This is a genomic window from Endozoicomonas sp. (assembly GCF_051008435.1).
Classification (GTDB): Bacteria; Pseudomonadota; Gammaproteobacteria; order Pseudomonadales; family Endozoicomonadaceae; genus Endozoicomonas_A.
Map to the genome: position 1 here is coordinate 1 of NZ_JBPCXO010000558.1, position 14,787 is coordinate 14,787.

Below are 14,787 nucleotides of genomic sequence, written 5' to 3' on the forward strand. Positions count from 1 at the left end.
CGGATTTGGCCATTTTCTATGATTCTTTTCGTTGAATAGCTCGCTATTCGCCTCAAATAATCATAAAAACTGTCTCAAACCGGACTTTTTCTCGCTACGGTCGGCTAAGTCCGACAGACTCCTAGGCCAGCGCATGCAAAAGTAACTTCATGAATCAAGACATGAACAGTATTGAAAGATGAATAGAGAGAGCGATTCGTTTGGTGCTAATTCGAATCAGGGTGAGTATAGACAGTGAGCAGCGAGCACAAGAAAAAGGCTACTCCACAAAAAAGCCGGCCACTCTGGCCGGCTTCTTACATCAGGGACGTGTTTCTAAGAAAGAATTAAGACTTTTGTTTTGGTTTTACGTACAGCACTAGATTGTGATCAACAATTTCATAGCCATGTTTATCCGCAATTTCTTTCTGGCGACGCTCAATTTCTTCATCAATGAACTCGATGATTTCACCACTCTCCATACAAACCATATGATCATGATGCTCACCCCTTGCCAGTTCGAACACCGAGTGCCCACTGTCAAAGTTATGCCTGATAACCAGACCAGCCCCTTCAAACTGGGTCAAAACCCGGTAGACAGTGGCCAGACCAACATCTTCTTCTGCATCGAGGAGAGCCTTGTAGACATCCTCTGCGCTCATATGAAGGCCCTGGGAGCCTTCAAGAATCTGAAGGATTTTGACACGAGGCAGCGTGACCTTCAGACCCGCTTTGCGCAACTCTTGATTTTCCAACACGTTTCCCTAACCCTTAGCAATTAGCAGGTAATCCCTGCTATTATCTCATTTTTAAGCCGCAAATTCATTTTCGAAGAAGATAGTGGAAGTCTGAAACCGATGCAAAAACGTCCAGCCCTGACCACAGTTGTCCTCACTGCCGCTGCTCTTCTGGCTGGATGCGCCAGTTCTACAGACAGTGGCTCAAAACTCATCAGCTTTCCTGGCGTCTACAAGATCGACATCCAGCAGGGTAATGTAATTACCCAGGAAATGGTCGATCAGCTCCGCCCGGGAATGACCCGCAACCAGGTCCAGTATGTTATGGGCACTCCTCTTATGGAGGACGCCTTTAACCGAGACCGCTGGGACTATATCTCCAGCATGCAGCCAGGTGGCGGTAAGCGCACCCAGCAAACCCTGACCATCTTCTTCAAGGACGACAAGCTTTCTTCTATTGAAGGAGACCTTCGTCCCGCTGTAGGTGAATCACCTTAAGCAGCCTTGCCATTATAGAAAGGGCAGCTCATTTTCAGGATGCAGCTGCTTCTTTCTTGAGTTTTGCTTTCTCCGCACGCTTCTTGCGTACTTCTTTCGGATCAGCAATCAGTGGTCGATAGATTTCTATCCGGTCACCTTCCTTTACAGACTGGTCTGCAGGCCTGATAACCGCTTTGCCAAAGATACCCAGTTTAACAGAGTTCCAATCAATCTCTGAAAAGAACGACTGCATGCCGGATTGTCTGGCGGCATCTAGCACAGAAGTACCTTCTTTGACCTCAACGGTTAAAATCCGATAGTCTTCCGGCTTGGCGTAAGCCACCTCGATGCTCACCCTGGATTCTTCACCCGGTTCTGACCGGCTATTATTTTCAGCCATAAAGCTGCTCCGCTCTTTGACAAAAGGCGTCAACCATCTTGTTCATTGCCTTATTGAACACGGCCCCTACCGTAGCTCTCAAGAGTGGGTTGGATATTTCAAAGTCCAACTCCAGAGACACTTTGCAGCCCTCATTACCTAAAGGTTTGAATGTCCAAACCCCATTCAGCTTTGAGAAAGGGCCTTTCAGCAACGACATCTCAATAGACTGGTTTTCCACCATTCGGTTCCTTGTGGAAAACTCGTAACCCAGACTCCCCTTGGACAGTTCAAGAACGGCTTCAATCACCTCTCCTTCCTGCTTCAGTATTCTGGCCCCTGAACACCAGGGCAAAAACTCAGGATAACCTTCAACATCAGCCACCAGGGGATACATCTTTTCTACCGGTTGCATGATCAGGGCTGAACGGGAGACTCTTGGCATGACGCACTGCAAATTCAGAAAAACAAGGGCCAGCGAGCATAACATATTGTTAAAGCTATTGCTTTCAGGCTGAAGCGGCCTGGATCCGCTTCAGCCCCAATGGCATGGGCCGATATTTGGCAATGAAAAGCCGCTTCAGAGATCTCACCCATGCAGGTAAACAACGCAACACCACCAGACGGGCAAGACCCTGTTAAACCCAGCATCACCTACCAAATGCTCAATGCATTATACAAATATCTTCTGGTCAAGCCTGTGAACGTTGCCAGAAGACTGATTGGATTAGAGCCTGCCGAGATCAAACCTTTAAAGTTGTTTTTCATAAAAAAGTTATTGGGCAAAGGGAGCGAAGGTCAGGTTCATTGCCCCTGAGCTTGAATCCTGCGTTACAGGTAAGCCATGGCTGGGTATCAAAGGATCAGTGGATCTCTCCAAATCCTCCGCCTGGAGCCTTGCAGCCTGTTTTGCCGAAATCATGACAAGAGAGCAACTGTTTAAGCCTAAGGACATTTTCAAAAGGATCAGTGGCTTTCCCAAAACACCAGAAGATATGTAAGCGCCTGCCAAACCCCATCTACCCAGCCTGACCACCATCCCGGATACTGAAGCCTCCAAGCTTTCAGGAGGCACTATGTCTGATAAACGCCCATTCTGGTTCCATCACATCGAAGCCTGGCAGCAAAGCGGAGTTTCACAGGCAAAGATGCCCGTCAACACGAACTGTCCCTCTCAACGCTTGGTTATTACCGGCAATGCTATCTGAAGGAAAGTCCGACTGAGCCAGTACAAACGCCGGTCTCCCTGCTACCCGTGAATGTTGCCGATGAAGCACCGGTGTAACAACCCGCTCAATCCAGAACGGGCATTACTCTGACCAGTCCCGGCGGGTTCCGTATTGAGCTGGCTCCCGAGTTTGACCCACAGGCTTTGCAGACAGTCTTGCGTATTCTGGAGGCAGCATGATTGGCGATGTTTCCTCCCTCCGGGTTTATCTGGCTCCGGGCGTGACCGATATGCACAAGTCCATCGACGGTCTCGCCCTGATTGTGAGCGAGCTACTGGAGCTTGACTCGTTTTCAGAAAGTTTATTTGTGTTTTGCAACCGGGGGCGGAACAAGCTCAAGATTCTGCACTGGCAAACCAATGGCTTCTAGCTGCATTACCGTCGTCTTGAGAAAGGCCGGTTCAAATGGCCTGCAACGGGTTCGCCGGACGAAGTCGTAAGCATCACCCGACGGGAACTGAACTGGTTGCTGGATCCTGCAACAGAAAACGGCCCATCGCCCTATGATTCACCAAAACGTTGTTTGATGGTGATTGCCATAATCTGACTCAATGAAAAGGCGACAGGGTTTGCCGGATAATGATCGTTATGAATACGATCACAGTCCCAGCCCAGGCCTTTGAAGATCTTCAGCTTGAAAATACTCAACTAAAGGCAAAACTCGCCTGGTACGAAGAACAGTTCCGCCTCCAGAAGCATCAGCCGTTTGGTGCTTCCTGCGAACGCTTTGAAGGTCAGGGGCTGCTGTTCAATGAGGCAGAGGCTCTGGCTGAAGAAGAGTCAGACGAGCCCGAAGTTCAGCAAGTCCCCGCCCATGAACGTAAAAAGCCGGTCAGAAAACCACTGCCCAAAGACCTGCCCCGTGAAGTGGTGGAGATCGACATTGCTGACGCAGACAAACAGTGCGACTGCTGCGGAGGCGAGCTCAAGGCATTTGGCCATGAAACCAGCTGCAAACTGGATGTGCTTCCGGCGCAGGTGAAGGTACTGGAAATCCGTCGTCTGAAATACGCCTGTGCCTGTGAGTCCGACGCTAAAACCGCACCAGTGCCTAAAATGCCCCCCAAAAGCATCGCCACTCCGGGACTGCTGGCCTGGATCATTACCAGCAAATACTGTGATGCGCTGCCACTGTACCGTCAGGAGTTTATTCTCAAGCGCATGGGGGCAGAAATCACCCGTGCGACCATGGCTGAATGGATGATTAAGGTAGCGGCCTTGTTGCAGCCCATTTACGACGCACTGCATCAGCATCTGGTGAAACAGCCTTACCTTCAGGCTGACGACAAATTCATCGGGAATGAATTTGGACTGCTTTAGCAGGTCGCGAAGCGACGAGTCTCAGGACGAGACGAGCAAACCACTTTGCAGGTACTGAAGGAAAAAGACCGGAGCCCGCAAAGCAAATCCTACATGCGGCTGTACCGAACCAGTGAGCAACAAGGCTCACCAGTGGTGCTGTACGATTACCAGACTGGGCGAGATCATGCCTGTCCGCTGGCGTTTTTGCAGGATTTCAAAGGCATCCTGCAATGCGACGGCCATTCCGCCTACAAAACCCTGAGCAGCAAACAGCCGGACATTGAGCTGGCAGGCTGTATGGCTCACGCACGGCGGAAATTCAAGGAAGCCCTGGACGCTATCCCAAAAAAGAAAGGCGACAAGGGTCATAAAATCAGCCGCCCCCCCAGGCACTGAACATGATCCGGCAACTCTACGCCGCCGAACGCCGGACTAAGGACAAGACCACAGGAGAGCGATACGACACTCGTCAAACAGAAAGCCGCCCCATCATGGAGAAACTGCGGCAATGGCTAGAAAAACAAAAGCCCCAAATCCTGCCGGAAAGTAAACTGGGCAAAGCCATTACTTACGCCCTGAACCAGTGGCCGTATCTGTCGCGTTACCTCGACAGTGGTCTAGCCCGGATATTTCATAAACATGCTCCCGCTCTCACTTGCCCTTTGCCGCTCTAAGGGAGTTTTACTCAGTCGACCGTACTCCCCGGTACAGCACTCCTTCGCAAAATCCCATAGAACGACAAATGCCTGCGCGAGATTCGGGGCAGTTTATGAAATATCTGGGCTAGTGGAGATTGATAACAATGCGGCCGAGCGATCCATCAAACCCTTCGTTATTGGCCGCAAAAACTGGATGTTTGCCGACTCTGTTCATGGCGCCAATGCCAGCGCGGTGCTATACAGTCTGGTGGAAACGGCAAAAGCGAACGGGCTTGAGCCGTATGCCTGGTTCAGGTATGTGTTGACCAGACTGCCGCAACTGGAAAAAGGGGCTTGTGTGGAGCACTTGCTGCCTGCGAATCCCAGTGCTGATGATGTAAAGGTAGCGGACTATTTTCGGTAAATGAACGTGGGTTGGGCAAGCCTTTACATTTCAACAAGTACTGAGTCAGATCACAAATAAAGAAACAAAGTCTCTTCCAACTACTACTTTTTGCTGACAAGCCATTAATAAGCATTGCTTCCAACCATGAAAATCAACGCATTATTTTACGCAGCAGCCGCTAGCTTTCTGCTTACGTCGAACACCACAAAGGCTGGTATAGATACATTAACGGGTGGAATCCCTGCCTGGCATGTTGAGTATCTATCTCAATCGAATGGTATTCTCCCCTGGAATAATGAAGACCCTCTTTCGGAACTATTATTCAACCAGCGTACTAAGGAGCTGATCAAGCAACTGTTACCAGAACAACCACCAGCCCCCCTGGACTTGAAACTGGCCTATGAAAAAGAACACCTTGACTATAAAGACCTCAACACGGAACAAGAGGAAGAAGAGCAAGACCCCATCAATAAATATCTAGAGGAACAAAGAAAAAAAGAAGAGGACGCCACATCGAATCATCTAAAAGCACCTTTTGAGCAGGACGACGACGACGACGACGACGATAATACGCTTCAACACCCCGAAGAGCATAACGTTAGTGTCAACCTAGAGACGGTTACCCTCGACCTTTTCATTCCAAACAAACCTGTCAACGACAATGATATACCTATAATGATGCTTGCTGATAACCCACCCAGCGAGAATAAAGACAAAAAAAGTGACGGGGATCAAAGCGATGGGGAAGAGTCTGAGGATGAAAGCGCTGGCACTGAGGCAACCTCTCAGCCTACAACAGATTCTAATGTTCGTGCAGTCGTACCCCTCACGGTTGAGCAAGAAAATATCAGTGAAGAAGAACTTTTTGCTGATTCTCCGCCCCCTGGTTTCCTAGCTAATACCTATGGATGGTTACCTGGAATCGTAACAATGGTGGTCAGTGGAGCAGGTACTTATGCCACCAGTACTGTGACCCAATCCAGATTCATTCAAGGCCTTGTCTTTGTGACCTTATTCACAGCAAGCTATATTTATCAAAAATTTGAAGAGTTATCACATAGGCCCGAGTGGTTTATCGATAAAAACGGTATTTTACGGGAAGCCATCATATCCACTGGCCACGAGGCAGTTTATCGCCGTTCAGCCAGTTCAGCCAGTTCAGAAAGCTCGGACACCTCAACGCCTGCTGGTAGAGCCATGCAAGGCATTGATCTCACAAAACTGTTCGCAGAATTCTGCCAAAAGTTAAAAATTCGTGAAGACCAGTACAGCACAGCTCTGGCTGCATTTTATCTGGGAGCTATGACAGCTTGGTCTGGCTCAGAGTCACTTCGGTTAGAAGATACTGACCGTCCTGACCCTGAATTGATGAGGAAATACATTCTCCGCGCCGCCATAGAAGTATTACGTCAACAACGGCGTTTAGAGACAGAGGTCACAGAGGTTGAAGATCCAACAACTGTAGAACTTCACCCAGATCGAGTCACTGGAACAGAAGTCGCTCAGAGAGATCGAAAATCGAAGAAACAAACCATTATTTTAACCGCCACTGGCAATATCCAAGAATTTGTTCAGCGAATGAAGCAGTTGGCCAGCGGTTTCTACACTCTCAGTAATCAAACTGCCGTCCTGAAAGTCGATCATTCCACTGAAGGTCAGACTTATACGGTTTTCTATCTAATGATTAAAAAAGAATTTTATTTCACGAATGAAGCGCATTTGGCTCGTTACCTGACTGCTTTCCACCAACAAGTCATTGCCAGCCCCATCCCCTTTAGTGAGCTCTTTAGAAGTCTATTTGGTAACACAATGATGGTCGGTGGCTATGATGAAGCGTTCGAGTTTATGGAATTTGATATTAACTCCCCGCCTACCAAGGAAGAGTTCAAAAAGCGCTACCGAAAATTGGTCAAGGAAATGCACCCCGATAAAGACAGAGACAATCCAGAGGCTCACAAAAATTTCCAAAAGCTTCAAGAGTCTAAACTTAAAATTGAAGAGTATTTATCAGACCTAGAAAGCCCCGATTCTTGAAATTCATCTGACCGAACGAAAGAAGAATCCTTGTTAGCTCTGGCAGCACGCGCTGCTAGAGCTATCGGGTCATGCGACAGACACCGCATTAGCCATCAATGTATCGATCCTGGCTACCCGGGGTAAAGTCTGAGCATCCAGGGTGTCAGACAGCTCCATCGCCCAGTTTATCCAACCTCGGTAGTCCCTTTCAAAATGAGCATGAGGCACATCAGATCGATCACAGATGTCGCAACGCGCTATCAATATCTTCGTAAGCGCATGGCAATAACCATGCGCTTACGAAGATATTGACTACCAGCGCTGCATCCATCGCTTCTTCAAAAAACATAATGCCCGTTTTTCCCCGGAGCTGGCCATGCTACTCAAAGGCATGCTGCACTCAGACCCCGCTCAGCGAGCGGATCTTCCGGAAGCACACGCCCGGCTCGAAGGTGCTATCAGCCGATTCTTCTGAAACAAAAAAGCCGGATACAACAGCATCCGGCTCTTATCAACTCACGATTTAAACTAGCGTCTAATCATTTCAGAGCAGTGTACAGAATCAGGGCCACTGCAGCAGGCACAATGATACGGGTCGCAAAGCGCCATACATTGAACATACCTACGCTCATAGCCAGCTCGTTAGACATAACAGAACGCTTCAGAATCCAGCCAGCAAAGATCGCTGTCAGCGCACCACCCAGTGGCAGCAGGAAAACGTCAGTCATGTAACCAGCCAGATCAAAGATGGTCTTATCGAAGAATTTAACGTCGGTCCAGATGTTGAAAGAGAACACAGAACCCAGGCCTACCAGCCAGATTGCGCCACCAATCAGACAAGTTGCCAGTACGCGGTTCATTCCAAAACGTTCAGTCACCCATGCCAGAGAAGGCTCAATCAGAGAAATTGCTGAACTCAGTGCCGCAATACCCACCAGAGCAAAGAACATAAAGCCGAGAATAGCGCCGCCTGTCATGTTCGCGAATGCAGAAGTCAGGGATACGAACAGCAAACCTGGGCCAGCTGAAGGTTCCAAACCGTGAGCGTAAACAATCGGGAATACGATCAGGCCGGAAACAATCGCCATCAACGTGTCCAGGAAAGCTACGTTCAGAGCCGTACGGGGAATAGAGTTATTCGCTGGCATGTAAGCACCGTAAGCCATCAGGGCACACATACCCAGACTCAGGGTGAAGAACGCCTGACCCATAGCAGCTACCACGGCTTCGCCAGTAATCTTGCTGAAGTCCACGTCGAACATGAAGTGGAAACCACGCATGAACTCGCCGGTGGCCAACATGCTGTATCCCAGCATGATAAACAACAGAACGAACAGGGTTGGCATCATGACCTGCAGGCCTTTCTCCAAACCTTTATGAACACCACGGGCAGTGATCAGAACAGTGATGACCATAAACAGGGTGTGCCACAGAATCTGCCTTGGTGCAGACTGCGTCAGTGCCTCAAACTCACCCCCCACCTGGTCAGCATTCATACCATTGAATACGCCGGTCAACAGATCCCAGGCATAAGAAAGAGCCCAGCCAGCGACCACACTGTAAAAGGTCAGAATGATGAAGCCGGTTAACATCCCCATCCAGCCAATGACTTCCCAGCCACGGAATACACCCGCGTCACTGGTCAGTTTACGCATGGCATTCAGAGGGCTCAGACGGGTTGAGCGACCAATGGCTGTTTCAGCCATCAGCAATGGAACACCTACCAGTGCGATACACAGCAGATAAACCATGACAAAGGCACCACCGCCGTATTGGCCGGCGATGTACGGGAATTTCCAGATATTACCCAGACCAATAGCAGAGCCAGCCGCAGCCAGCATAAATGTCCATCGGTTATTCCAGGTCTTGCGCGAGGCGGCTGGATTTTGTCCTGACATGAGACTCCTCAATGATGTACAGCTAAAACTTATTGAGTAACACTTTAATTACAGTGTGTTGTAGGAATACATCGCACAACCACACCGCATTAAATTGAAAGCCGCCCGGACTATTCAGTCTCAAAATTGACAATCAGGAAAAGGAACTCAAACGACAACCAGCCTGAAGAAGAGAGGGCATCATTACTAACAGCCAGGGACTTAAATGACAGCCTGCTCAACACCATAAAGACAGCTACCATGAAGCTTTTACTGGAGCATATGGGCGACGGTGAGCATTGTATCTATTTGTTTTCTCACCTCAACCACTTTTTCCTCTATTCACCTCAAAAAAAGAAAGATCCACCAAACAAAACATCACAGCCAGTCTATTCCCCCAAAAAAACCTCACCCCCAGATAAATACGAGAAAACCACTACTTTCCAGCCAAGAGATGAATAAGCAACCGTCATAAGCAACGACTGGTTTTATAGTGTATCCGCGTTATAATCCGCGTCATGGCTAAAAGATCGAAAAAAAGCGGTAAAGGCGACTCATCAATTGTCGTCAACAAAAAAGCCCGTCATGACTACCACATAGATGAGTCATTTGAGGCGGGGCTTTCACTGGCAGGCTGGGAAGTCAAAAGTCTTCGCATGGGTAAAGTGCAGCTGGTCGACAGCTACGTTCTGCTCAAAGATGGCGAAGCCTGGTTAATTGGCGCCCAGATAACTCCATTGGATACAGCATCCACACACGTTGTGGCGGACCCGTTGCGCGACCGTAAACTGCTGCTGCACAGAAGAGAACTCGCCAAGCTGTTCTCGGAAACCCAGCAGAAAGGCCACACCTGTATCGCCATCAAGCTTTACTGGAAAGGCCATTTGGTTAAGTGTCAGATAGCACTTGCCCGAGGCAAGAAAGAGTTCGACAAGCGAGCGGCTACCAAAGAGCGTGAATGGAACATTGAAAAGCAGCGGGTAATGCACCGAGGCTAAATCTCTTCAGTGGCAGGCTTACCTGCCACTATCACCTACCTTTTCTCTTCCTTTTACTGAGCCCTACTCCAACCTGACTGCTACGACCTGTTTATTCTCACAGGTTTGCCATACTGAAGAAAAAGCCTGGAAGCAGCCAGATGACAAGGATTAACGGCCACCACACCAAAACACCGCCCTCACACCGTAGAAAACGCAGCCCGGTTCATGCCAACAGCGGCAAAACTCAAAAGGGCAAGCAGGTCAGTCTTAGCCCCCCCAAAAAAGCATGCGCGCGCTTATATTGTTAACAGCCAGACAGGCTTTCCTGCCATTAGAGCCAAAAGCAAAGAGATCGGCCCAGTCAGTAAGCGGATAGAAGATAGGCAAAGCCGTATTCTCGAGGCTGGAACGGGCGCATTCACCCGGCGTCAAATCAAACAAGATGAACTCATTGGCTGTTTTCAAGGTCAAGCGGCTTATGCCATGGAAGTCGCAGGCCACGATGTCTGCATGCTCACATTGGAAGGCAACCGGGTCAGACTTCTCAGCTCTGCCACCCATTTAATCTGGACCTCCAATATAACCAAAGAATTTCCACAGCAAGACCAATCTACTGTCAGTCTGAAGTATGGAGTCCATGTTGAAGGGCTTTTGAAGTTCATTAACTACGACAAATCTGTAGCCAACGTCAGAGCCAAACCTTACATCAAGTCGGGTACAGTTATTGAAGGCACAAAAGAGGGTGAAGAGCACTACTTCATGAAGCCCTCAGCCTCATTGAAAGACTGCATCGCGATCGCGGCATTGGCAAACCAGGAAATTGAGCCGGGTACCGAGCTTTTTCTGGATTATGCTCCAGAAGCACAAACCGTCGATTTTGAGAAAATGGACGAATGCCCCTCCCAAAACCTTCTCCCGGAACAAAAAGCCGCACTGCTGCAATTGGCCAAAAGCATTAACCCCAGAGTGGGTGCCGCAAGCCACCAGGATGACTGGTTGATCACTGCAAAAGAAAGAGACGTCAGTCCGTCGCTCGGTACTCTGGATGACTCTTCCTCTTCATCAGGCAGTCTTATCTCCAGAAACACATCAGAAGAATCGTCTCCCTCCCCCATGGAGGTTAATGATGAAGAAATTGATCAGGAGCCGTATTTTATTGGCGAAGAAACCGATGACGAATCATCAGACGATGGTCAGGAACCTCCAGACGAAGAACCACCTGGCAAGGACTCCAGCTGCATAATTCTATGACAGATGTCTTCTTTTGTTTATTCCAAGTATAAATAACCAGTTGACTTGTTTAGCATTTTTTGAAATAAATAGCCTCTGGTTTCACCGGGGGCGATCTGGATTCGACGACGGTACTGAAACCTTAGGTGCATGTCGAGCACGTAGTGGTGCTCGTAAATCAAATCACTACAACCTTTTAGTTGCTAATGAAGACAACTACCAAGGAGCTCTGGCAGCTTAAACCCTGCCTGCTCCCGATCACTCTGACTTGCCTGTTGGTTGGTACTGATCGCAATTGCAAACGGGATCGCCATGCTGTCTGCCTGAGGCTGACTGGTTAAACTTTTTCAGGATCGCGTAGTGTCACCCTGCCCGTTGGGTCGTTCTGCGTTAACTTAAAAACGGATTCTAAACATGTAGAGCCGAAGGCGTAGGATCGGCGGACGCGGGTTCAATTCCCGCCGCCTCCACCAATAAATGAAAAAGCCCTATGTCGCGAGACATAGGGCTTTTTCATTTATGATGCAGCAGGGAATTGCAAGACCGCGTAGCGGGTTCACAAAATCGTCCGGAACGATTTTGGACAGCTTTAGCTGGCCCGCAGGGTGAACTACAGGACAGTAGTTCACAATTCCCGCCACTTGACTGACAGCGCACTCCTCCCTTATAAGCAGGTTGACCCCACATTTTTCTAAAGGCATTATTCGGGCATACCTTTTTCAGGATAGAAAGGCATTACAAAGAACAAACCGGTATTACTCTAAGGATTAGCTATGAATGCCGAAGCACATATCCCCGCCAAGACAAAGCTTGAGTATGCTATCCAGCGCTATGAGAATCACATAAAGAAGACGGGTAAAGAGCCTACTCCTGAGCAAAAGGTTCACCTGGCTCGGGAACGTATGTATGTAGAGAATCTTGCCCAGATCACTGAAAGGCTAGAAGAATACTTTGGTGTAATTGAGAAACCTAAGTACAACATGCTTAACGATGAACACCAAAGCCAACGCCTGGGTGAGAACATGCGGGCAAAAGGTCGTGCCAAGCCCACTGAAAGGTATGATGCTCATGCCATAGTCTCAGGAACACATGTCCGTGCAGCAATCTCCCGACTTAAACTATCTGAAACTCGGGTAGGACTGGATGATCCTGATAATGGTGTTTGGCTACCACGCAGTGGAAATGACTCTAGAAAATCTAATTGCAGGGCAACACCTGGGGCAGTCCCACACAGTCGAACACATAGAAAGACTTATTATAGATGGGTAGAACAAAAATTGTTTCCTTTAACCAGCTACAAATTGGTTAAGGAAAAACTTCGACAAATTGGTAATGACCTAGAAGCTGGGGATATACCAAAACATATTCTTGCTGAGATGAAGTATGACGATCTACAAAGTACTTAGTGATGACAACTACTCTGAACTCTTTCCTGACGTTGTGAGCATGGTACAAAAATTGAACAACCTTCATGAGTTTATGGACGCGGATCGTAACTTAAAACCTAAGCGTCCTCACTGGGCTATTCATGAAGGCATAGTCGAAGGCAAGCAGCCCTTGGCTCAAATCAGTATGCCTCACCTTCGTCAACTCATGCTATCTGATGCAGCAAAAACGGCTATTGGTGAAGAGATTTCCTCGTATGGGGAGTTTCTACCTGTCACCTATAAGGGGGCAAACTGGCACCTTTTCAATCTGCTAAACCCTATAGAAGCTGATCAAGAAAGCAGCATTCTCAACAAACATGAGGAAGTTGAAAGTATAAGTTTCAAAGATAAAGACGTTGATGGACAAATTCTCTGGTCATCCCCCTTCGGGAATCATAGTGAGATCTACTGCTCTCAACGCTTCGTGGATTTAGTTGAATCCTCCTCATTGAAAGGTGTTCGCTTTCAACAAATTTGACCTCAACTATGCACTGAAAACATCTTCCACATGGGCTCTTAGAGATGAGCCCTGTCCATTAAGTGCCTCAAAATTGTACGAAGCAGCTGTAATCAGTAATATCCGCTAATCATTGCAATGCATCTCGATAGAATGATGAACAGAAGCGCCTACGAAAGCCACATGAATGCCTCAAACATTGAAGGGAGTGGTAAAGCTTCATCCTATTTAAGAGCCCTTGACCTCCTTGGACAGATGATACTTCAGAAGCCTCAAGGCTTTGCAGACTGCAATGATATCTGGAATGTAACATCTACTGATCGATTGGAAGAGCTTCGTTTGAAGGTAGTGGAAGAACAGAAGAAAGGAAAAGGCAGCGTCTGGAATCTTCATGACACCCCTAAAAGCTACTTAACCAATGGCTATTGCTCCGCAGCTTTAAGAAGCTATCAGCACTTTTTAGTAAAGCACCTATATGAGCAACACCTTCTCGAAGAGTTTCATCAACATTCTGGAAGTGATTCAGATTTAGCTGAAAAATTAGATCAGAAAGTTAACATCCCTGAATACTTGCAACTAGATTACAGAAACCTAGAAGGTACAGATGTCGTTCAATCTGTCACCGTGAGGAGAAACCAGAATGTTTTTCGCAAGATCATTCTTGAGATATACGATCAGAGTTGCTGTATTACTGGACTAAACATTCCTACTGTAAACCGGGCAAGCCATATCATACCCTGGTCTGAAGACAAAACTAACAGGATGAACCCCAGTAATGGCTTATGCTTGTCTGCCACTTATGACGCTGCGTTCGACAGAAACCTGATCAGCCTAGACGATGACTATCGGATCATCCTCTCAAAAGAAATCAAAGAGCATTTTGATAGTCAGAGCGTTACCGAATACTTTTTGAAGAAAGAGGGTCAGCCCATTCTGCTACCAAAGCAGTATGAGCCTGATAGATCATTGCTTGCTCATCATAGGGAAAAGGGGGATTTCTGAGGGATAGAGAAACTGCATACAGCCTCGTGATGTAGTAAGTAAGTCATTCAGACCTGACACTAGCCAATACACCCGCCAGGTCATACACGCCAACTTTGTTGAACTCAGTAGCTTCCGCATTGAGTGCATTTCTAATACTCAGAAGCCAATGGTTTGGGCCAGTTTGATGACAGCTCCTCACCCTTGCACCGTAGATCACCAAAGACTTCATCATAATCATTATCGACTAGGACAAAAGCAGCGTAGTGAATGGTATCTGCTGAAAAAAATACTTTTTCATCTCATACTCATTGCAACTTCTTTAGGCAGACATCGTTTTTCCCACCTACAACTTCCATAAAGCAAACGGTTAAAACAACATTTTATGCGCGTAAAAAAGAAGAACACCAACACTTAAATGCGCATAAAAGTGCTTCCTTTTGTATTACATTTCTAAAATCAAAGCTGTCCTGGGTTGATTCTTTAGGCCTTGTTCTCTGCACGCCAAGTGTTGCTTAAACAAAAAGGGGCGGATACAAAATATATTCTTGCCTTTATACTACGCCTGCAGATTCAAACGCCTTTAACCCACAAAAAGAACTTTAATCAGGAACTCTCCATGACTCAATTCGATCACGACACTAAAGAGTTCCTCTCCCAACCCTTTGA

At 47.7% G+C, this 14,787-nt stretch carries 14 protein-coding genes, 1 other RNA gene and 3 pseudogenes; 14 read left to right on the forward strand and 4 right to left on the reverse strand.

The features are described from left to right. Nucleotides 1-326 precede the first annotated feature (326 nt). Nucleotides 327-737 carry a ferric iron uptake transcriptional regulator gene (gene fur, locus ACR2PX_RS28540; RefSeq protein WP_434002745.1) on the reverse strand — a complete coding sequence of 137 codons (411 nt, stop codon included), beginning with the start codon at nucleotides 735-737 and terminating at the stop codon, nucleotides 327-329. 99 nt (nucleotides 738-836) lie between these two features. Between fur and ACR2PX_RS28545 the strand changes: the two genes are divergently transcribed. Beyond that, nucleotides 837-1,214, forward strand: coding sequence for an outer membrane protein assembly factor BamE (locus ACR2PX_RS28545; protein WP_434002746.1), 378 nt, complete (start codon nucleotides 837-839; stop codon nucleotides 1,212-1,214). Nucleotides 1,215-1,248: 34 nt separating this feature from the next. On the opposite strand, the gene ACR2PX_RS28550 is transcribed toward ACR2PX_RS28545, so the two are convergent. After that, complete coding sequence (locus tag ACR2PX_RS28550) at nucleotides 1,249-1,596, reverse strand: RnfH family protein (RefSeq protein WP_434002748.1); 348 nt, start codon at nucleotides 1,594-1,596, stop codon at nucleotides 1,249-1,251. After that, entirely contained in the window at nucleotides 1,589-2,020 is a 432-nt protein-coding gene (locus tag ACR2PX_RS28555; RefSeq protein ID WP_034839627.1) for a type II toxin-antitoxin system RatA family toxin, read from the reverse strand. The genes ACR2PX_RS28550 and ACR2PX_RS28555 overlap by 8 nt, the downstream gene beginning before the upstream one ends. A 150-nt stretch (nucleotides 2,021-2,170) precedes the next feature. Here ACR2PX_RS28555 and ACR2PX_RS28560 point away from each other — a divergent pair, with 150 nt between their 5' ends. The 7 genes and pseudogenes from ACR2PX_RS28560 to ACR2PX_RS28590 all read left to right on the forward strand — a co-directional run bounded on the left by ACR2PX_RS28560 (nucleotide 2,171) and on the right by ACR2PX_RS28590 (nucleotide 7,184). Next, nucleotides 2,171-2,392 carry a hypothetical protein gene (locus ACR2PX_RS28560; protein ID WP_434002749.1) on the forward strand — a complete coding sequence of 74 codons (222 nt, stop codon included), beginning with the start codon at nucleotides 2,171-2,173 and terminating at the stop codon, nucleotides 2,390-2,392. A 259-nt stretch (nucleotides 2,393-2,651) separates the two neighbouring features. Further along, nucleotides 2,652-2,783 carry a hypothetical protein gene (locus ACR2PX_RS28565; protein ID WP_434002750.1) on the forward strand — a complete coding sequence of 44 codons (132 nt, stop codon included), beginning with the start codon at nucleotides 2,652-2,654 and terminating at the stop codon, nucleotides 2,781-2,783. 196 nt (nucleotides 2,784-2,979) lie between these two features. Then, nucleotides 2,980-3,351 (forward strand): annotated as a pseudogene (tnpB, locus tag ACR2PX_RS28570) (IS66 family insertion sequence element accessory protein TnpB). 41 nt (nucleotides 3,352-3,392) lie between these two features. After that, a pseudogene (gene tnpC, locus ACR2PX_RS28575) lies at nucleotides 3,393-4,502 on the forward strand (IS66 family transposase). Between the two features lie 2 nt (nucleotides 4,503-4,504). After that, nucleotides 4,505-4,780, forward strand: a complete 276-nt coding sequence (locus ACR2PX_RS28580) for an IS66 family transposase (protein WP_434002751.1) — start codon at nucleotides 4,505-4,507, stop codon at nucleotides 4,778-4,780. Nucleotides 4,781-4,892: 112 nt separating this feature from the next. Then, nucleotides 4,893-5,168 (forward strand): annotated as a pseudogene (locus tag ACR2PX_RS28585) (transposase domain-containing protein); the annotation flags it as partial. Between the two features lie 126 nt (nucleotides 5,169-5,294). After that, a complete protein-coding gene (locus tag ACR2PX_RS28590) occupies nucleotides 5,295-7,184 on the forward strand; it encodes a DnaJ domain-containing protein (protein WP_434002752.1) in 1,890 nt (629 codons plus the stop codon). Nucleotides 7,185-7,705: 521 nt separating this feature from the next. Here the strand turns inward: ACR2PX_RS28590 and ACR2PX_RS28595 are convergent. Continuing rightward, nucleotides 7,706-9,064, reverse strand: coding sequence for a sodium-dependent transporter (locus ACR2PX_RS28595; protein ID WP_434002753.1), 1,359 nt, complete (start codon nucleotides 9,062-9,064; stop codon nucleotides 7,706-7,708). Between the two features lie 497 nt (nucleotides 9,065-9,561). Between ACR2PX_RS28595 and smpB the strand changes: the two genes are divergently transcribed. The 6 genes from smpB to ACR2PX_RS28625 all read left to right on the forward strand — a co-directional run bounded on the left by smpB (nucleotide 9,562) and on the right by ACR2PX_RS28625 (nucleotide 14,139). Next, nucleotides 9,562-10,041, forward strand: coding sequence for an SsrA-binding protein SmpB (gene smpB, locus ACR2PX_RS28600; protein ID WP_434002754.1), 480 nt, complete (start codon nucleotides 9,562-9,564; stop codon nucleotides 10,039-10,041). A 207-nt stretch (nucleotides 10,042-10,248) separates the two neighbouring features. Next, entirely contained in the window at nucleotides 10,249-11,274 is a 1,026-nt protein-coding gene (locus tag ACR2PX_RS28605) for a hypothetical protein (RefSeq protein ID WP_434002755.1), read from the forward strand. 86 nt (nucleotides 11,275-11,360) lie between these two features. Continuing rightward, nucleotides 11,361-11,726, forward strand: a transfer-messenger RNA (tmRNA) gene (gene ssrA / locus ACR2PX_RS28610). Between the two features lie 300 nt (nucleotides 11,727-12,026). Further along, nucleotides 12,027-12,659 (forward strand): AHH domain-containing protein, encoded by a 633-nt coding sequence (locus ACR2PX_RS28615; protein WP_434002756.1) that lies wholly within the window; start codon nucleotides 12,027-12,029, stop codon nucleotides 12,657-12,659. Continuing rightward, entirely contained in the window at nucleotides 12,637-13,158 is a 522-nt protein-coding gene (locus tag ACR2PX_RS28620; RefSeq protein WP_434002757.1) for a hypothetical protein, read from the forward strand. Before ACR2PX_RS28615 ends, ACR2PX_RS28620 begins: the two co-directional genes overlap by 23 nt. Before the next feature lie 132 nt (nucleotides 13,159-13,290). Next, a complete protein-coding gene (locus tag ACR2PX_RS28625; protein ID WP_434002758.1) occupies nucleotides 13,291-14,139 on the forward strand; it encodes an HNH endonuclease in 849 nt (282 codons plus the stop codon). Nucleotides 14,140-14,787: the final 648 nt, after the last annotated feature.